Annotated in this window: 16 protein-coding genes; 3 read left to right on the top strand and 13 right to left on the bottom strand. The window is 40.6% G+C overall.

What is annotated here, in order from left to right:
- Window positions 1-98: 98 nt before the first annotated feature.
- Window positions 99-1,847, top strand: a complete 1,749-nt coding sequence (locus AOC03_RS10300) for a LytS/YhcK type 5TM receptor domain-containing protein (protein WP_062535717.1) — start codon at window positions 99-101, stop codon at window positions 1,845-1,847.
- Window positions 1,848-1,871: 24 nt separating this feature from the next.
- Window positions 1,872-2,597 (top strand): LytR/AlgR family response regulator transcription factor, encoded by a 726-nt coding sequence (locus AOC03_RS10305; RefSeq protein ID WP_162199621.1) that lies wholly within the window; start codon window positions 1,872-1,874, stop codon window positions 2,595-2,597.
- Window positions 2,598-2,674: 77 nt separating this feature from the next.
- Here the strand turns inward: AOC03_RS10305 and AOC03_RS10310 are convergent, their stop codons facing one another.
- The 12 genes from AOC03_RS10310 to queC all read right to left on the bottom strand — a co-directional run bounded on the left by AOC03_RS10310 (window position 2,675) and on the right by queC (window position 16,489).
- Window positions 2,675-4,192, bottom strand: coding sequence for a YfcC family protein (locus AOC03_RS10310; protein WP_237182062.1), 1,518 nt, complete (start codon window positions 4,190-4,192; stop codon window positions 2,675-2,677).
- 284 nt (window positions 4,193-4,476) lie between these two features.
- Entirely contained in the window at window positions 4,477-5,085 is a 609-nt protein-coding gene (locus AOC03_RS10315) for a TerD family protein (RefSeq protein ID WP_062535723.1), read from the bottom strand.
- Window positions 5,086-5,173: 88 nt separating this feature from the next.
- Window positions 5,174-5,926: a TIGR00266 family protein gene (locus AOC03_RS10320; RefSeq protein ID WP_062535725.1), complete on the bottom strand. Its 753-nt coding sequence runs from the start codon at window positions 5,924-5,926 to the stop codon at window positions 5,174-5,176.
- Between the two features lie 199 nt (window positions 5,927-6,125).
- Entirely contained in the window at window positions 6,126-6,701 is a 576-nt protein-coding gene (locus AOC03_RS10325; protein ID WP_062535727.1) for a TerD family protein, read from the bottom strand.
- 433 nt (window positions 6,702-7,134) lie between these two features.
- Complete coding sequence (locus AOC03_RS10330; RefSeq protein WP_062535729.1) at window positions 7,135-8,211, bottom strand: DUF475 domain-containing protein; 1,077 nt, start codon at window positions 8,209-8,211, stop codon at window positions 7,135-7,137.
- Between the two features lie 204 nt (window positions 8,212-8,415).
- Window positions 8,416-8,991, bottom strand: a complete 576-nt coding sequence (locus tag AOC03_RS10335; RefSeq protein ID WP_062535731.1) for a TerD family protein — start codon at window positions 8,989-8,991, stop codon at window positions 8,416-8,418.
- Window positions 8,992-9,219: 228 nt separating this feature from the next.
- Window positions 9,220-11,514 carry a bifunctional 23S rRNA (guanine(2069)-N(7))-methyltransferase RlmK/23S rRNA (guanine(2445)-N(2))-methyltransferase RlmL gene (rlmKL, locus tag AOC03_RS10340; protein WP_062535735.1) on the bottom strand — a complete coding sequence of 765 codons (2,295 nt, stop codon included), beginning with the start codon at window positions 11,512-11,514 and terminating at the stop codon, window positions 9,220-9,222.
- 171 nt (window positions 11,515-11,685) lie between these two features.
- Window positions 11,686-12,897, bottom strand: coding sequence for a mechanosensitive ion channel family protein (locus tag AOC03_RS10345; protein ID WP_062535737.1), 1,212 nt, complete (start codon window positions 12,895-12,897; stop codon window positions 11,686-11,688).
- A 61-nt stretch (window positions 12,898-12,958) separates the two neighbouring features.
- Window positions 12,959-14,449: a dihydrolipoyl dehydrogenase gene (locus AOC03_RS10350; protein WP_062535739.1), complete on the bottom strand. Its 1,491-nt coding sequence runs from the start codon at window positions 14,447-14,449 to the stop codon at window positions 12,959-12,961.
- 52 nt (window positions 14,450-14,501) lie between these two features.
- Window positions 14,502-15,005 (bottom strand): peroxiredoxin, encoded by a 504-nt coding sequence (locus AOC03_RS10355; RefSeq protein WP_204247909.1) that lies wholly within the window; start codon window positions 15,003-15,005, stop codon window positions 14,502-14,504.
- 177 nt (window positions 15,006-15,182) lie between these two features.
- A complete protein-coding gene (locus tag AOC03_RS10360; RefSeq protein ID WP_062535745.1) occupies window positions 15,183-15,512 on the bottom strand; it encodes a hypothetical protein in 330 nt (109 codons plus the stop codon).
- Between the two features lie 233 nt (window positions 15,513-15,745).
- Window positions 15,746-16,489, bottom strand: coding sequence for a 7-cyano-7-deazaguanine synthase QueC (queC, locus tag AOC03_RS10365; protein WP_084785844.1), 744 nt, complete (start codon window positions 16,487-16,489; stop codon window positions 15,746-15,748).
- Between the two features lie 527 nt (window positions 16,490-17,016).
- On the opposite strand from queC, the gene ttcA reads away from it, so the two are divergent.
- Complete coding sequence (ttcA, locus tag AOC03_RS10370; protein WP_420480457.1) at window positions 17,017-17,997, top strand: tRNA 2-thiocytidine(32) synthetase TtcA; 981 nt, start codon at window positions 17,017-17,019, stop codon at window positions 17,995-17,997.
- 120 nt (window positions 17,998-18,117) lie between these two features.
- On the opposite strand, the gene AOC03_RS10375 is transcribed toward ttcA, so the two are convergent.
- The gene (locus tag AOC03_RS10375; protein WP_062535751.1) at window positions 18,118-18,705 is read right to left on the bottom strand and encodes a FixH family protein; all 588 of its coding nucleotides are present in this window, start codon (window positions 18,703-18,705) and stop codon (window positions 18,118-18,120) included.
- Window positions 18,706-18,719 lie beyond the last annotated feature (14 nt).

Genomic DNA, 18,719 nt, shown 5'->3' on the forward strand with positions numbered 1-18,719 from the left:
AACCCATTGCAATTTAGTGAAGGGCTTGATAGTAATTATTAGTTTGGTTACTACCTATAAGATAATATCTATATTCATTACAACAATGAGATGTCTTAATGTGGGAATTGATCACACAAATGTTGTCAAGGATGACACTGATTATAACCATTGCTTTTCTAATCACACGCTTATCTATCTTTAGAAAAATGATTTACTATCGGGTCGGTATTGGCGATTTATGTATTTTAATCATCATTTTTGGCATGTTTGGGGTTATTGGCAATTATACAGCGCTTGTTGTAGAGCCTGAGAACCAAAGGATTGTCTCAAGCCTATGGAATCCTACGCTTAATTCGCATAATGCTGTAGCAGATACCCGCAATATTGGTATTATCATTGGCGGCTTTTTTGCAGGTCCAATCGTTGGTATCGGTGCTTCCGTGATTGCAGGCGGGCACCGCTTATTGATGGGTGGCTTTATTAGCGACTCTATTTTTTGGATATCTATCTTAGGAGGCGCGCTTGCAGGCTGGTTTGGCTACAAGCGTCGGGGTATGAGTCTCATTAGACCCAAGCATATGTTTTTTATCAGTATCATTATTTTAACCATTCAGATTATAGCTGTTCCCATCTTAACTACTGATCATATGCGCGCGCTCAAATTAATCAGTTTTACAGGTGTTCCAATCATTGTTATTAATAGTATTGGTATCTGGATATGTGCGATGATATTTTACAATACGGTGCAAGAAGAGGAAAGAACGAGAGCAAATCAGACGGTAAAAACCTTTTCAATTGCTGATCGCACTTTCTCTTTATTTCGCGCAGGATTGGATGAAAATTCTGCCAAAGAAAGTATAAAAATAATTAAACAGTTAACAGGTGTGGAGCATGTTGCGATAACCAGAGGGTTACGCGAACTTGCGTACACAGGAACAGCTGCGGATCAAAACAGAAAAAGTGAGCAAGATTTAATCCTGCGTAAAAAAGTGTTAGAAACGGGAAAATCTGTACTAAGTGAATCAAAATCAAAGTGGGTATTTTCAAATAAAGCTAAAAGCCGCGCAGCGGTAGTACTGCCATTTTATGTTCAGGATAAAACAATTGGCACCATTACCTTTTATTATGGCAGTTCGATACACATTACTGCTGTTGAAAGAGAGCTGATTGAAGGGTTAGGAAAGCTCTTTTCAAGTCAACTAGAGATTGGCGAGATTGAGCGACACAATAAGTTATTACAAAATGCGAGAATAGAAGCACTACAATCGCAAATTCAACCTCACTTTTTATTTAATGCGCTCAATACCATTGTCGCTTTATGTAGAATTGATCCCATGCTCGCTCGAGATTTATTACTACACTTATCGACATATCTACGCAACAACTTATCAGGCATTGGCGATTTTTTAGTATCGGTTGATAAAGAGATGGAAAATGTACAAGCTTATTTAGCCATTGAACAAGCTCGTTTTCCCAATAAATTTGATGTGCAAATAGCAATAGATAGTGATGCAACAGATCTACTTATCCCACCATTTATTATCCAACCCTTAGTTGAAAATGCCATCAAGCATGGCGAATTTAAAAAGGCAAAAATAAAAGGCATCGTTTCTATTGAAATTAGAGTTGGTACTGATAATCTAATTACTATTAAAGTGAAGGATAATGGTGTTGGCATAGAGTTAAATCGCAGGGTAGATTTGGGTGAACGTGTGGTCAAGTCTTCAAAGGATGGCAGTGGCACGGCACTATTTAATATAAAAGAACGGCTTACCGCATTATATAGTCAAGATGCTAGGTTCGCTATCAGTAGTCATCCTGGTAAGGGAACGTGTGTTTCTATTAGCTTGCCAGCTAAAACTTAGGGAAAAGTGCTGATGAATGTCTATGTGATTGAAGATGAATTATTGGCAAGACAAGAATTGATTTATTTGCTCAATGATACAGGGCAGATAAATGTGATTGGTGAAGCGGAGGATATTCATCAAGCCCTGTGGGATATTAATGAGAAACAGCCAGATGCGGTATTTTTGGACATAGAGTTGGAAAATGGCAATGGTTTAGATCTTGCTAAGCAATTTAGTAATATGAAAAAGCGACCTATGATTGTGTTCGTCACCGCTTATGGTGAGTACGCATTAGATGCTTTTGAGCTTGATGCTATAGATTATATTGTTAAGCCCATTGATAAAGTTAGACTGCTAAAAGCGGTGGACAAGTTGATAAAATTGATTAGTATGCCTCGTTTAGAGAGTAATGCTGAACCCGCACCTTCGATGAGTAAAGAGAAAAAATATAGTATTACCGTAAAAGAAAATGATCGAATTATCGTCATCAATACTAAAGATATTTTATATATCGGTACTGAGAATCGGCAAGCATATATCCAAACAGTAGAAAAAAAATACACAACAGATACTTTGCTTTATAAAATGATGGACAAACTTGGGGACGATTTCATTCAAGTACATAGGGGTTATATCGTTAATATCAAACAAATAGCGGTGTTAGAGCCTTGGTTTAATCGAACCTATTTGATTGTATTAAAAAACGGCGCTAAAATTTCGGTAAGTCGTACTTACGTTAAGGCGATTAAGCAAGTGCTGGGTTTATAGTACTTAAGTATAAATAAAAGGAGTAGATGTCATAAACATTTCCCCCTTTTATTTGAACAAAGCTATTTAATGATTGGTTATGACCAACCAATCATTTGAGCGACAATTAGAGAGCCAATGGCAATCATCGCCCAAACCGCAAAAAGAGGTAAGAAAAAGCGCAGCCATTTTTGATAAGGCACACCCGCGATAACCAGTGCTGCCATAAAATATCCGCTGGTAGGGAAGAGAACGTGAGTAAAGCCATCGCCAAGTTGATAGGCTAGAACAGCTGTTTGTCTGGTCACGCCAACGAGATCAGCAAGTGGTGCCATAATAGGCATCGTGACAAGAGCTTGGCCACTACCGGACGAGATCACAAAATTAATGGCAGTTTGGACGAAATACATACCAACTGCTGCCAACTCAGGAGGTAAATCTCCAACTAAAGTCCCTAAAGAGTGTACAAGAGTGTCCATGACGTTGCCATCTTCTAAGACGACAGCGACTGCACGAGCTAAGCCGACGATAAATGCGCCCATCAATACATCTTTAAACCCTTGGTTAAATCCCTCACATATCTCAGTAAGCTTAAGACCAGCAATCAGTCCAACGACGATGCCCATGATGACAAAGAGTCCAGACATCTCTATCATGAACCAGCCTTGCTGCAGCACGCCGTATACGAGTACTGCAAATAGAATAAGCGTGGCATAGGCAGCTAGCTTTTGACGATATGTCATGGTAAGCGCAGTACCACCAACAATTTGATTAAATTCTATTCTTTTTTCACTATCTTCTTCATAGACATAACTTTTGGACGGATCTTTCTTAACTTTTTTCGCATATCTTATAATAAAGAAAACCACGGCAGTGACTGCTAAAACGAATACGACTGAACGTAATCCCATTCCTGAGAATACTGGTAATCCTGATAACTTTTGTCCAAGACCTGTATTGATTGGATTAAGCACACCGGCGCTAAAACCAGCACCAGTCCCACATAGTGAAATCGCAGCAGCCGTTACCGAATCGTATCCCAAAGCAATAATTAAGGGCATAATAACTGGAATATAGACTAATGATAATTCGGGCGTACCAATTAGTGTGGCAATAAAAGCAAATGTTGTGGTTAATACTGCTATGAGCAACAAGCCATTATTGGCAAATCTACGGGCTAACTTATCAACGACAACTTCGATAATTCCCGTTCTTCTAAGCACCATAAACATACCACCGATGATGAATGTGAAGAACACGACTTCACCGGCATCGATAAGACCCCTAGGTACAGCAGTTAAAAATTCGGTGATGCCAACTGGCGTTTGCTCTATTAAATGGTAGGACGTGGCGTCGATGGTTGTTCTACCTTCTGGTCCAAGTACACGGTCATATTTACCAGAAGGTATAAAGTGAGTAAGAATAGCGGCGATGGCGCTGAATACAAATAAGATGACATAAATATGTGGCATCTCGAACTTCTTCTTTTGCCCCGCTTCTTTATCAACGCTATCAATTTTATGGTCTGACATTTGTTTACTCCAAATAATCCATTTTAGAGAATGTAATTTATTTATCATTTGTAAACAAAATAGTATTACAGAATGTGCTGCCACTGTTACTAATCCTACGGAAGGGACATATAGACGACGAGATGTACATAAGGAGCAACGAGTTGCCTGTTTAGTTTATATCTCAACAGCACGATAATATTGACGTATCGAATTTATTTCAAACTAACTATACAGAGCAATGAGAGATAAACTGTGTCTTCGGTTGAGACTTTATTGGTAGAAAGAATAGAAGTAAAAAACAATAGTAATGAGAGCCAAATTGAAAAGCCCAGCTATTTACAATAGCTGGGCTTTTTTATTATCACTAATTTATCGTATAACATTAATTAAGCATGCGGAGTAATAGCCGGCATTAAATCATGGAAAGTACGCCCAGAAGCGGTTTCACCAATGGCGTGCATTTTCCATTCATCATTATGACGATAAACTTTTGCCATAATCATTGCCGTATGAGGACCTTGTGATGACAAGTTATAACGCGCAACTTCACTGTTATTATTGGCGTTAACGATACGGCAAAACGCATTTTCGACTTTCTCAAAGCTCTGTCCGGTAAAGCTATTAACGGTAAATACCAGTGATGTCACATTGGCAGGCACTTTGGAGAGATCAACATTGATGACCTCATCATCGCCATCACCCGCGCCAGTGCGATTGTCACCCGTATGAAGGATACTGCCATCTTTTGATTGTAATTGACTGAACCAAACGGTATCAACGGGCTGCTTATTGCTATCAAACATGATGCAAGAGGCGTCTAAATCAATAGAATCACCACCGCTGCCACCGCCGAATAATTTACCTAATAGCCCACCTTTTTTCTCTTGAGGCGCTTGTGCCACATCCCAGCCCAAGCCTAATTTTACTTGAGTGAGCGTGCCGCCGGCTTCTTTGCTTAAGGAGATTTTTTGTCCTTTTTGGAGACTGACTGCCATGCGATAATCCTTATAATAGTTGTTGTTGACGTTATAAAAAACACAGATTGGTACTGATAAAATTTGGCTAAAATATTCAAATTTTTAATTACAATACATTGCCTAAAAGACTACTATTGCCGCCGCGCCCGCCTGAGCTAGTGCCCAACAGACTTTGTATCCAGCCTTGATAACTATCACGATTGCGCGAGCAGATAACCACTTTACCTCTACCAGAGAAGTTTAAAACCATACCTTCGCCACTGGTCACTGAGTTGATGATGTTACCTAAAAAGCCTTTTTTCTTACTGGTAGCGACCGAGAGCTTATATTCTAAGCGCGAATCCCAACAGACTACATGACCATTATCGATAATCACATCTTTGCCGGGTTCCACATCAATCTCAAACAACGAGCCAAAACCAGATACTACCACTTGACCGTTACCTTGAGTTTGCATGACCATAAAGCCACCGGTATCGCCGAATATTGCACCGCCTAAATTACGCTGAATCTTAGCGACAACATCGACTCCAGTCTGAGCGGCGACAAATGCTCCATCACTTAAGGTATATTGCTGCGCACCTACATCAAGTATCTGCATATCGCCATCAAGCGTTGGGGCAAGTAAACAGTCACCTTCACCATTAACGGCTTCGATCTGCTGCTGAAATAGTGATTCATCATTGGCGAAGCGGCGCATCAATGACTGCATGATTCCGCCCTGTAGCTTACCTTTAAGCTCAAGGTTAGACTCCATCATTACCATTGCATTGGCTTCACAATAAATGGAATCGCCCTTTTTAAGGTTACAATGTAAAAAAGGTTCAATCGTACCGATTAAGCTAAAGGTTGCTGCCATAGAGGGAAAATCCTTATATCGATGCTTTAATATAGTATTGTAAATACAGTGTTCTAAATATGGTTATGTAATTTCGAGTACGCTTTTAAAACGACGTCCTAAAACATATTTTCACTAGCCCAGTACTTTTAAAGCCATCAAATGTGATAATAGGGCACACTTGATGGCTTTTTTAAATTTGCCGATTCAGCTTTTAGTCTTAAACATTAACACCATAAGACGCGGCTAATGGACCTAGACCACCGCTAAAGCCTTGACCAACGGCGCGGAATTTCCAATCACCGCTATTGCGATATAGCTCACCGAAAATCATTGCTGTTTCAGTGCTACCATCTTCTGATAGGTCATAACGGGCGATTTCAGCCGCGCCATTATCATTAATGACACGGATATAAGCATCGCCTACTTGACCGAAGTTTTGGTTACGAGCTTGACCGTCATAAATAATGGCACATAGAGCAATCTTGCTCACGTCAGCTGGAATATTCGCTAGATTTACTTTGATGGCTTCATCATCGCCGTCGCCTTCGCCAGTACGGTTATCGCCAGTGTGCTCAACGGCACCATTGTCTGACTTTAAGTTATTAAAAAAGATAAAATCTTGGTCATTACGCACTTTGCCAGACTCATCTACCAAGAAGCCAATAGCATCTAAGTCGAAATCTTGACCGTCAGTAGCGCGGGGATCCCAACCAAGACCAACGGTAATGTTGGTTAAGCCTGGTGCTTCTTTTGATAAGTTTACGTTGCCGCCTTTTGTTAAGCTGATAGCCATGTAAATGTCCTTTGGTTTATTAATTAAAAGTCTAGTAATTGAATTAATTTTTTGATTATAAAGTGTACTCAAAATAATACAGCATAGTAACTATTAGGGCGCTAGTTACTTATAATGCTACCCGTGAGCTATATGCTGCATCTCATTACGTTTTACTATACTAAGCGAATGAGCACTAAGCAAGACGAATTTTGTCTGTTTACTAAGCAACACAATAACCCTGCACAGCTGATAGCTTTTTAACATCCGGAGTATAATAGGCAAGGTATTGTTATTAAAAATATAAGCGGATTAATATTCAGAAAGATGACGAAAAAGTAGGCAGTCAAAAAACAAAACAGGTTATACCAAATGCTTGATATAACCTGTGATAAAAATACAACTTTAAAGCAGAGTGGTATTAATTAAAATTTTTACTATATTTACTCATTATCTACTCAACAACTTTTTGTGCTTCTATTTTGCGATGCTTGAGCGATGCCAGTAATGCCCAACCAATAAAGGCGATACCGATAAGACCAGTAACCAATTCTGGTACATGAAATTTCATCGATAACAGCATGATAAGAGCAAGCGCACCGATAGCGTAATGTGCGCCATGCTCAAGATAGATGAACTCATCAAGCGTACCTTTTTCTACCAAAAAGATAGTCATTGAACGTACGAACATCGCACCAATTGCCAAGCCCAACATGATGATAATCACGTCATTAGTAATGGCAAATGCACCAATCACACCATCAAAGCTGAATGACGCATCAAGGACTTCAAGATATAAGAAGCCGGCAATACCGCCTTTCATAATAGCACTACCTGCGGCAGCACCAGCACCACTACTTTCGTTGCCTTCTTCCTCTTCTTCACCAAGGTCGCCTTCAAGCATACCTGACACGACTTGTACGCCTAGATAAATTAAAATACCCCAAACGCCTGCAATCAATACCGCAGGTGCTTGTGCGTCGTTTACCCATGTTAAAGATAACATCAGGATTGCAAGGGCAACAAAAACGCTCATTGCATTTACTTGCCCGAATTTGGCTAAGCGGCTCTCTAACCAGTCAAACCAATGCACTTCTTTTTCATCGAATAAAAAGTTTAAGAACACTAATAACAAGAACATACCACCAAAGGCTGAAATTTCAGCATGGTGTGCTAAGAGTTTTGCTGAATATTCTTCTGGATTGTATAAGGCTAAATTGACCACTTCCATCATACCGAGGTCAGCGGTAACCGCGACAATGACAATCGGGAATACCAAACGCATACCAAATACGGCAATCAAAATACCAACGGTTAAAAATATCATTTTCCAAAATTTGTCCCAATGCTTGAGCACTGAGGCATTGACCACCGCGTTATCAAATGATAACGAAATCTCCATGACGGCCAAAATAGCGGTAATTGACAGCGCGGATATCAGCCCGCCCATACCACTATGTGAATATCCCCACCACGCGGCCACCATCAATGCGATAGCCGTGAAAATGAAGTCTAAATAAAAATGTCTCATGACATATCCTGTCTGGTTACGTAAAGCTCAGGTCTATCTATTAAAGAGATAGACAATAAAAAAGCAGCTATCGCTAGCCACTTTTTGTGCATAATTTTAAATGAAACATAAAGCATTATTAAATATTTTGCTATAGCGAATTGTGGCTATTTTGCAACCAGTAGTGCTTTGCTTTTTAGGCACGATATAAATGCAAAGTACATTTTAGATATTAACACCGTATTGTTGACACATCGCTTGCAAGCCGCCTGAATAGCCTTGACCAACGGCGCGGAATTTCCACTCGCCGTTATGGCGATAAACTTCACCAAATACCATGGCTGTTTCTACTGAATAGTCTTCTGCTAAGTCAAAACGCACCACTTCAACGCCCGTTTCTTCATTAACAACGCGGATAAAGGCATTCGCAACTTGACCGAAGTTTTGGCTACGGGCAGCAGCATCATGAATGGTCACAGTGACGACGATTTTATCAATATCAGCCGGCACTTGCGCTAGATTTACTTTAATGACTTCATCATCACCATCGCCTTCGCCCGTACGATTATCGCCCGTATGTTCAACCGCGCCATTGTCTGATTTAAGCTGATTATAGAAAATGAAATCGTGATCACCGCGTACTTTACCTGAAGTGCCGACTAAAAATATACTGGCATCCAAATCGAACTCGGCACCAGAAGTTGCGCGTTCATCCCAGCCAAGTCCAATAAGTAGCTTATTTAAGTTGGGGTCAGTTTTGGTTAGTGATAAGTTACCGCCTTTATTCAATGATAAAGCCATGATATATCCTTGTTATTAGAGTGAATTATTAGATTGAGTTATTAAAATAAAGTAAACGATGATATAAAACATGTTTACTCAGTAGCACTCTATCATAACAACAAAAAATGACCCAATCAAAGTCGATTGAGTCATTATTTTTTTAAATCCGTGATTACTTATCCATGCTTACTTAATTGACTAAAAAATAAACGCTGTCAAATTAAGTGCTTTTAGACTGTAGTCAATTTAACGGTGACGGATCTCAAAGCTTTGATGAATCGGTTTTTTAACATCAAAGTCAAAGCCAATAGTTTGCGCCGTGATATCAATAATGTTGTAGCGTTCAGTTAACTGCTCATCCAACTCAAAACGAGTAAAGTTGTTTGAGAAGTACAACACGCCATCAGCGGTTAAACGGTTCATCGCCCGATTGATGAGCGCCGTATGGTCACGCTGCACATCAAACGTTCCTTGGAATTTTTTCGAGTTTGAAAAAGTCGGTGGATCAATAAAGATAATATCAAATTGTTCCGTATTGTCTTTAATCCACTCAAAGATATCGGCGGCGACAAAATGATATTTATTACCACTAACATTAAGACCATTGAGCGCAAAGTTTTGTTTGCCCCAATCAAGATAGTTCTGTGACAAATCGACACTAGTAACTTTTTTAGCGCCTGCCAATGCCGCATGAACACTGGCGGTACAAGTATAAGCGAATAAATTTAGCACCGCTTTACCTTTACTATTGGCTTTGATACGCGCGCGCATATTACGGTGATCGATAAACAAACCAGTATCAAGATAGTCGGTAAAGTTCACGTAAAAATAAGCGCCATCTTCACGCGCCACATAGAATTTGCCGCGCTTTTCGGTATTGCCTTGCTTGCTATATTGGTCATTACCCGATTGACGAGCGCGGGTTTTAATAAAAATTTGCTCACGGTTAATACCAAACACTTCACGAATACCCATCAATGCCAAATTAAAGCGCTTTTTCGCAGTTTCAGGTGGAATCGTTTTTGGTGGCGCATATTCTTGTACGTGCACATAATCGCCATATAAGTCGATAGCCACTTTAAAATCGGGCAAATCGGCATTATAAACACGCAAATTACTGACATTGTCTTTACTGGCTTGTTTTTTTAGGCGACCCAGATTTTTTTGTAAGCGATTGATAAAATCTTGTCCTTCTTCAGACACAATTTCACGCTTCTCAAACTGGCTCATTAAATAACCGACTTTCCCAGCAATCAATGTGCCGTAACGGAAATAAACCGTGATTGCACCATTATGGCAGCGCAAGGTTTTTGGCTCTTTAATCGGCAAGATATCCACTTGTTCAACGTGTGACGCTAATATGCCAAGCATTGGCGTGATACCACTACCGGCAAAGCTGTCTTGCAAAATAAGCCCAATCGCTTGATATAGTGGTTTAATCATCTCTTCATCGCCCAACCGTTCACCATAAGGTGGATTGGTGATAATGAGCGGATTACTTAATCTGCCGTCATTCACCATTGGGAGTAAGCGATTATTAAGTTGGTCAAGAGCGCGGGTTTCAAGGTCGATAAGGGGTAATAAGTCATGGAGACCAGCAGCGATTAAGTTCTTTTCGGTGGCTAGAATAGCACCGCTGTCCGCATCAAACCCTAAAATAAGGGGCAGGGTATCGGGTTGCTCACAAGCAATCGCTAATGCTTCACGGAATCGCGTTTGTGCATCATCAATCATCGACAACCATAGCGTTTTATCATGATGTTGCCATTGATAAAAACCAAATTGATTAGCCGCTTTATCAATGCCAACCGCATAATCGCAATGCATCAGTAAGGCTTCAATAAGAAACGTTCCTGAACCACACATGGGGTCAATTAACGCATTGTAGTAAGGCGCATCACCTTCGGCACTTTTCTTATGCCAGCCCGCACTATAAAGTAGAGCAGCCGCTAGATTTTCTTTTAAAGGCGCATCTGTCATTGCTACACGGTAACCACGGCGATGCAAGCTAGTACCTGATAAATCTAGGTATAATTCTGCTTGTTTATCATTAACGGTAGCGAAAATAGAGAAATCTGGGTTTTTACTGTCGACGTTTGGACGGCTGTCATAAACTTCATTAAAAGTATCGGCAATCGCATCTTTAATACGCAGCATCGCAAACTGCTGGCTAACCGCGACGCGCTTATCAACAGACAGACGAATGGCAAAGGTTTGGTCGAGATTAAACTCTTTTGTCCAATCTGTCGATTTTGCCAAGCCATATAGCTGTTCAGCCACATCATATTCGGCATTGATATTTTTACGTTTAATCAGCATTAATACACGCGAGGCAACCCGCGACCATAAACAAATGGTATATAAATCACGTAGCGAACCGGTAACGTTCAGACGTCCGGTACTTTTAATTTCGCTCTCAATACCGAAGCTGGTCAGCTCCGTTTGTAGCTGTACTTCTAGCCCATCGGCACAGGTGATAATCAGGTCAAGCGATAATGCGGTCGATGTAGATAAAGCAGTGGGCGCGGTGTGTTCGGTCATACGGATACCTGTGTGGCTAAATGGACTAAGCGAAGCATAAATAAGAAAATCTGACCAGTAATTTTACCATAATTCAAAGCATAAGGTTTAGAGCTGATAACTTTTACTTAAAGCCAGTACTTGAAGCCGGTAGTTAAATCAGTTACTTGAGGCAGGCTTCAGTATCGATGGCTAGTCATTTTTACTAATCAGTGCGCTAGTGTCTGTAGCGGTTTCTGCTGCCTGTGTGTCAGCTGCTAATAACGGGTCAGTTGCGAGCGCAGTGGTGATAGGATAGTCATCATCTTTTGGTATTAGCAAGCGTATATGTGGATAGGGCGTGGTGATATTGGCGGCATCAAAAGCGCGTTTGATATTCTCTGTCAGACCTTCTTTTATTTTTGGCATCCTTGCAACCGCCGCTGGTTTGACCCAAAAGCGTACGATAAAAAAGATACCAGACTCGCCAATTTCTGCTACTGTCGCTGACGTTTCAGGACGACTTAATACCACATCCGTATCGCTGAGCACCTTTAATATCTCACTACGTGCCGCATCGATATCACCTTCTAAAGCAATACGTACCCGAATGTCAAAACGAATAAAATTCTTGGACGTTAAATTGGTCACTTCTGAAGAAGCAACAGTGGCATTTGGCACAATGACAGTAATATTGTCACGGGTTAAAATATGAGTGGTACGCAGTGATATAATCACCACCCGTCCCTCAACATTATTAATATTAATCCAGTCGCCCACCTGAAAGGCTTGATCAATTAAAATAGTAATCCCAGCAATAAAATTAGCTAGCGTTGATTGTGCTGCAAAGCCAACTGCTAAACCAACAATCCCCAAACCTGCCACTAACGATACAATATCAAAGCCAAATTGTGCCATTACGCTGGCAAGACCAAAGACTAAAATCAGTACCGTTAAAATATTTTTTAGTAATTGCTCGATAGAAGCATTCAGACCATAATGCTGAAGCACTTTATGGATAATCTGCCCAGAAGATGCCCAGAGTACATAGTAGATTCCTGCCCAAACACTGGCTTTTGCCATCGATTTAACGGTACTGGTATCAAAATAAATTTGGCTCATGATGGCAAGCATACTGGCGACTACCCATATATAACGCAGCACTGAGCGCACAATCTTAGTGCGCCGCTCGTTGAGGCGAATACGGGCGCTGTTGTGCTTGACCAAATAAATCGCCAGCCAATAAAAAAACCCCAATATCACAAGTAATATGAGGATTTTAATACTGGTACTGGTCAACTCTACAGCATGAGCCGTCCAGTCGCGAGATTCTTCCTCTAGTGTACCGCCGATAGCAAGATATAAACTGGAATGCAAGTCACGCGCAATCTCTTGAAAAAAATCAGTAATACCAGCGATTGCCATTGTCTTATCCATGGAGGTTTTGGTCAGTAAAGCTTATCTAAAAGTGTAACGGAGCACGTGATTAAAAGCTATCTTCCTCTATTCCTTGCTTTTGGTGGGGTATAGACATTTGCACTTGCACATCGCGTAGCGCAGTACGCAGACCTTCTAAAATAGTCGGATGGTAAAAAGGCGTATCAAGCACGTCTTTAATGCTCAAGTCATTGGTTATGGCAACCGCTAAAATATGAGCAACATATTCTGCATCTGGTCCAACCATGCTTGCGCCTAGAATTTTATCGGTCTGTTTGCAGCCATAAATATGTAATAGCCCACAATTAACGCCCATGACACGACTGCGCCCTTGATTATCAAAACTTACCTTACCAATGACATATTCTAACGCTGCTTCTTGAATCTCGGGCAACGACATACCGACAGTCATAATTTGCGGTTCACAAAACACAATGGATAATGGCACGGTAGGCGGACGAATATACGCGTTCTTATTATCTTCACAAACTGTGCTGCCTGCATTAAAACCTTCATCGCTAGCAATGTGAAGTAGGGGAAGATGTGCATTGGCATCCCCAATAATATAAACCTCCAAATTGCCAATTTGTCCGGTATTTATATCTAAATTTTGCGGGCGATTTTTATCGTCTAAGCTAACACCTAAGTTCTCAATGCCCAATTGGTCAATTGTATTTTGCCGTCCGGTCGCGACCAGTACATACTCGCCGCACCACTCATGTGCTTGTCCCTCACTGTCTATATAATTAATAAAGGCGGCTGGTTTTTCATTATTATTATCACTATTAGCCCCATACGTGCCAACGTCTTCAATCTGACTATTTAGCTGCATAGTCAGCTCAGCACCTAAGCAGTCAATCGCCTTTTGATTGATATCCTCGTCTTTGAGACCACCGACTTGATTAACACGGTTAAATAACGTAATTGCAACGCCCAATCGGCTAAAAGCTTGCGCTAGCTCTAAGCCGATTGCCCCTGCACCGATAACAGCCAAAGATTTAGGCAAATCTGTCAATTCAAAAATCGTGTCTGAAGTGAGCAATCTCTCACCAAGCTTATCAGTCCAACCGTCAGGAATAAAAGGCGTACTACCAGTCGCGATAATAATTTTATCGGCTTTAATACGCTCATTATTAACTTCGATAATACCCTCTTGGTTAATGCGAGCCCGCCCTGATATTTTTTCAACTTCAGACCAGCTCTCAACTTGTTGTTCAACAAAACTGGCAAAACGGTTGCGCTCTGACTGAACACGAGCCATGACTTGCTTACCGTCAATTTTTACCTCAGCATGAATACCAAATGCCACAGAATCTTTAGCTTCGTGCGCACGATTAGCAGCTGCAATCAATAGCTTACTTGGCATACAGCCAACAGTGGCACAAGTAGTCGTCCAAAAGCCAGCATTAATAATAACGATATTTTTAGTGCTTTTACGGGCTGCGCGAAAGGCATTTTGTCCAGCAGTACCTGCACCGATAATTGCCACATCTACTTGACGGGTAATTGGAACAGAGGTGCTATCAGTGTGTGTCGTCATATTATTACCGAATGATAGATGATGAGATGGTGAGAAATTTTATTATTATCCATTACGATGCTGGTGCTAATTCAGTCAATAACCGCTCAGTATAACCAGCAGCGCGCAGATTACGCTGGGCATGCGTTAATGTGCCCTCTTTATCAAATACAAATGCTGAGCGTACTAGCCCCATGGTCATTTTGCCATACATATTTTTTTCTTTAATAACGTCGAAATACTGGCATAATTTTTCATCGCTATCACTGATTAGGGGTATTTGTAAGTCATATTTATCAAGGAATTTTTTATGAGACTCAACGCTATCGCGGGAAACGCCAATGATATCGTAACCTAGAGCATCAAAAGCATTGATATTTGCAGTAAAGTCAGTCGCTTGTGTCGTGCAGCCTGGGGTGTCATCTTTTGGATAAAAGTAGAGAATCAGTCCTTTCTTTTTGTGTTCAATCAACTCTTTTAAGCTAATGTCATCATGAATAAAATTACCGTCAAGCTCGCGTACTATCGTTACTGGAAATTCAGGTAGAGCAATCACTTCGGTGGTTGGCTTAGCCATTATAAATTCCTTTTTAGTTTTAATTTAATTTTAATATCTTGGAGTGGGGCGTTATTCATTGATGGGTTATAGCAAAGTATCAGTCTTACATTTTGGCTGTTTATTGGCAACTGTTGGCAACAAAAAAAGACTGACAATTGCCAGTCTTTTAATTTTCATAAGCAGTATTTGCTTTATTTAAGCAGGTTTTTGAGGCTGTTTTAAATCGAGTCCTACGGTACATTGTTGCAAGTCTTTTTGCATTTTTTTCACGTAAGGTAGCGTTGATGGATCTTTTTTACTTTGGGCGTAGCTTTCGATTTCCCACATTTGACCGATGGTCATTTTGCTACGGACACCGATGGTACAAGTGCAGAGTTTAGATGCCGTCGCTTTGTCAGCGACTTTATATTTTACCGCGCCATTGATACAGGCATTGATATTGTCTTGTTTGATGTCTATTGCATTGGCTTGCGGCATGGCAATAAGACCAATAAATACTATAGGTAGGAGTTGCAACAGCTTCATAAATATTCTCTCAAAGGGCGTTATAAATACATTAAAACAATAATGAAAACGAGGTACTAAAAATTTAACCAATGATCGTAAATACAATCTTCTCTACCATAACAACTATTTTTGGCAATAAATACTATGCGCCTGCTGTATTGATGCAATTAAATGTTACGCATATGTTTATATAGTTTGCTTTATTTGATTTTGAAGCACTACTGAATATTAATTTGATACTTAAATTATCATTATGCTTGATAATGAGTTGGGTCAGCGATACCGACTTGTGCAAAGCCTTGACGTCGCAGAGCACAGCTGTCGCACACGCCGCAAGCATGACCCTGACTATCTGCCTGATAGCAGGAGATAGTTTGACCGTAATCTACCCCAAGCGATAAACCAAGCTCAATCGTTTGTGCTTTCGACAGTTGTTGTAGTGGGGTTTGGATTTTCAGATGATGTCCGGTAACGCCCGCTTTGGTCGCTAGATTTGCCATGTGCTCAAAGGCGGCAATGTATTCAGGGCGGCAGTCAGGATAGCCCGAGTAATCGACTGAGCTAACGCCAATGACGATATGATTGGCATCAGTGACTTCAGCAACGGCTAAGGCATAAGATAAAAATATCGTATTACGCGCCGGTACATAAGTGTTTGGGATAGCATCATTATCGATTTCATCATGTTTTTTATTGGGAAACTTATCAGCATCGCCATCGGGCACAATCATACTGTGGTCAGTGAGTGACGAACCACCCAACTGAGCGATATCAATATCAATGATACGGTGATTGACCCCTGCTGATTCGGCAATGGCTTTTGCAGCGATCAGCTCACTATTATGGCGCTGTCCGTAGTTAAAGCTCAGGGCGGTAACAGAGGCATAACGCGACTTTGCCCAATACAAACAAGTGACAGAGTCGAGTCCACCAGAGAGTAGTACGACGGCATTTTGAGTTTTATCAGTAGAAGCAGTAAGCGTAGCGTTAGTCATAGTTAGGTCTGTCATTATTAATAGGTAAAGAAGCGTTATATTAACAAAATTGTATCCATTACAAAACCGTGAAGACAATACAGTGTAGAAAATAGCCTCAAAAAGACTGTCATTGCAGGCCTAAAGCACAGGCTAGGTAAATAGCCAAGCAATTTCCTATAGTATAAAAACCTCAGCTATTTATATATTTATTTCTACGAATAATACTACGAATTTTTGCTTCTAAAAATTAAGGTCATCTTTTCAATCGCTTAGTAAATTTTGTTATAATCGCTGCTAATTGTAAGACCGCATTGGCTGTCGCTATACATTATGACGACATCGCGCCATCCGCTTTATTACAAAACCATCATTATATAAATATCGAGTAATTTATGACCGCCGCCGCCTTATTTACGCCTACCTTTGTGCCACAATCGGACAGAACGTCTGCCGATATTGACCTTTATCCCGAGTTTAATAATGCGCCAAATTTTTTAGATAATGCGTCTGAAGATGACGATGACGATAACAACGAACCGTCTGATATGCAGCAGTCAGATAGCCAAGCTGCATACTTTCGCAAACTCCAAAAAAAGCTACGTAGACAAGTATCGTGGGCAATTCGTGATTTTAATATGATCGAAGACGGCGACGTGGTCATGGTCTGTGTCTCAGGCGGTAAAGACAGCTATACGTTGCTTGATATTTTGCTATTGTTAAAGCGTATCGCGCCCATTAGCTTCGACATCGTTGCGGTAAATCTGGATCAAAAACAGCCGGGCTATCCGGAAGAGGTGTTGCCTAACTATCTCAATGAACAAGGCATTGCGCATTATATTCTAGAAAAAGATACCTATAGTATTGTCAAAAGTGTCGTACCAGAAGGAAAAACCTATTGCTCCGCCTGTTCGCGCTTGCGTCGAGGTTCGTTATATGGTTTTGCAAAACAAATTGGCGCGACCAAAATTGCCCTTGGTCACCATCGCGATGATATGTTAGCCACTTTTTTTCTCAATTTATTTCATGGTGGGGCGCTAAAATCCATGCCACCCAAGCTATTGAGCGATGACAAGCAAAATTTGCTTATCCGTCCATTAGCCTATGTTGAAGAAAAAGATATTATTGAGTATGCGCGCTTAAAAGAATTTCCAATTATTCCCTGCAACTTATGTGGTAGTCAGACCAATCTACAACGCGCCATTATTAATGACATGCTGCGCGAGTGGGATAATGCGCATCCGCAGCGTTTGGCATCTATTTTTAAAGCCATGCAAAATGTTGCACCGTCACAATTGGCAGATAGAGAACTGTTTGACTTCGAGCGTCTGAGCTTAGAGCGTGATGATAATGAGCGTTTATTTGAAGGCGATAATATTCAGGCAGGGCAGACAGATAGTTTGACGGAGATTGGTTTACCCGTCGCTCCAAAAACGCAAACCTTTAATCCCAAGTTTGCTAAACAGGCCGTTATTGAAACTGATACCACGCTAAGTCAAAAAATACCAACCATCAATCCTGTTATTTAAACACTATCATAAACAAATCATGTATCAAAAAATCCAGCTATTGTTAGCTGGATTTTTTACATTATCAATGTCATAACTGATGTCAAAAACTAATAGTTTCAGTCATTTAATAACCAGACATTAGCTCTTTGCAAAGACCTGTAACGGATTAAAACTTACTTCGGGGCGTGGTAGTTTTGCCACATCTTTCATGCGCCAGTCATTTTTACCATCGTGGCTAACTTGTAGGTAATATTTAGCTTTTACCTCATCCAGTTTTACTTGCGCACTATATTTGTTGCCGCTTTGATGATGCAAGACGACATCACGGTCTTTATGCACATCTGTGGCATGAGAAATAGAAAGGTCTAAAGTATCAGGATAAGTTAACGGTTCACCATTAAGCAGTTTACCGGTTTTTAAACTTTGCTCAGGGTAGTCCAGATAAAATATCACTTCACCTGTTGGTGAAAACTGCATCTTACCGTGCAAATCTAAATCATAAGTCAGCTTATCGCGACCAACATCATGATATAACGTCTTACCGTCCATATACCAGTCATCACGTACCACGCTATCACGAATTTGATAAGAGTAATAAACAAACCAAATACAGGCAATAACCACAAAAGCGGGCATACCAATGACAAAGATAACCACCATGTAATTCTTATACCATGGCTGACGGTCTTGCTGTTTAAAGCTCGGGGCTTGAATCGGAGCAGACATAAAATACCTATTTA

It is taken from the genome of Psychrobacter urativorans (assembly GCF_001298525.1).
Taxonomy (GTDB): domain Bacteria; phylum Pseudomonadota; class Gammaproteobacteria; order Pseudomonadales; family Moraxellaceae; genus Psychrobacter; species Psychrobacter urativorans_A.

Coding starts and splice junctions, on each gene's coding strand:
- AOC03_RS10315 (WP_062535723.1), bottom strand. CDS start 5,085: ATGGCAGTCAGTCTCCAAAAAGGACAAAAAATCTCCTTAAGCAAAGAA.
- AOC03_RS10375 (WP_062535751.1), bottom strand. CDS start 18,705: ATGTCTGCTCCGATTCAAGCCCCGAGCTTTAAACAGCAAGACCGTCAG.
- AOC03_RS10350 (WP_062535739.1), bottom strand. CDS start 14,449: ATGACGACACACACTGATAGCACCTCTGTTCCAATTACCCGTCAAGTA.
- rlmKL (WP_062535735.1), bottom strand. CDS start 11,514: ATGACCGAACACACCGCGCCCACTGCTTTATCTACATCGACCGCATTA.
- AOC03_RS10320 (WP_062535725.1), bottom strand. CDS start 5,926: ATGGCAGCAACCTTTAGCTTAATCGGTACGATTGAACCTTTTTTACAT.
- AOC03_RS10355 (WP_204247909.1), bottom strand. CDS start 15,005: ATGGCTAAGCCAACCACCGAAGTGATTGCTCTACCTGAATTTCCAGTA.
- AOC03_RS10360 (WP_062535745.1), bottom strand. CDS start 15,512: ATGAAGCTGTTGCAACTCCTACCTATAGTATTTATTGGTCTTATTGCC.
- AOC03_RS10335 (WP_062535731.1), bottom strand. CDS start 8,991: ATGGCTTTATCATTGAATAAAGGCGGTAACTTATCACTAACCAAAACT.
- AOC03_RS10330 (WP_062535729.1), bottom strand. CDS start 8,211: ATGAGACATTTTTATTTAGACTTCATTTTCACGGCTATCGCATTGATG.
- AOC03_RS10325 (WP_062535727.1), bottom strand. CDS start 6,701: ATGGCTATCAGCTTAACAAAAGGCGGCAACGTAAACTTATCAAAAGAA.
- ttcA (WP_420480457.1), top strand. CDS start 17,017: ATGCAGCAGTCAGATAGCCAAGCTGCATACTTTCGCAAACTCCAAAAA.
- queC (WP_084785844.1), bottom strand. CDS start 16,489: ATGACTAACGCTACGCTTACTGCTTCTACTGATAAAACTCAAAATGCC.
- AOC03_RS10345 (WP_062535737.1), bottom strand. CDS start 12,897: ATGGCAATCGCTGGTATTACTGATTTTTTTCAAGAGATTGCGCGTGAC.
- AOC03_RS10300 (WP_062535717.1), top strand. CDS start 99: ATGTGGGAATTGATCACACAAATGTTGTCAAGGATGACACTGATTATA.